Genomic DNA, 203 nt, shown 5'->3' with positions numbered 1-203 from the left:
TCCATGATTTCGTCATCTGACAATTGTTTGATGTGTTTTACAAGGGCACGGATTGAGTTACCGTGTGCACCTACGAATACGTTTTTACCATCTTTAAGAGCTGGAGCGATTTTATCTTCCCAGAATGGACGGGCACGTTCCAAAGTTACTTTCAAGTTTTCAGCATCTGGAATTACTGAGTCATCAAGTGAAGCGTAACGACG

Annotated in this window: 1 protein-coding gene; it reads right to left on the bottom strand. The window is 42.4% G+C overall.

From position 1 onward, the window contains the following. Positions 1-203: 2,3-bisphosphoglycerate-dependent phosphoglycerate mutase (locus AX663_RS08615; RefSeq protein ID WP_156430779.1), on the bottom strand; the 203-nt coding region annotated here is incomplete at both ends.

This window comes from Streptococcus sp. CCH8-H5 (assembly GCF_001556505.1).
Taxonomy (GTDB): Bacteria; Bacillota; Bacilli; order Lactobacillales; family Streptococcaceae; genus Streptococcus.
The sequence above is the reverse complement of the archived record's forward strand: the minus strand, read 5'-3'. Positions and strand labels throughout refer to the sequence as shown.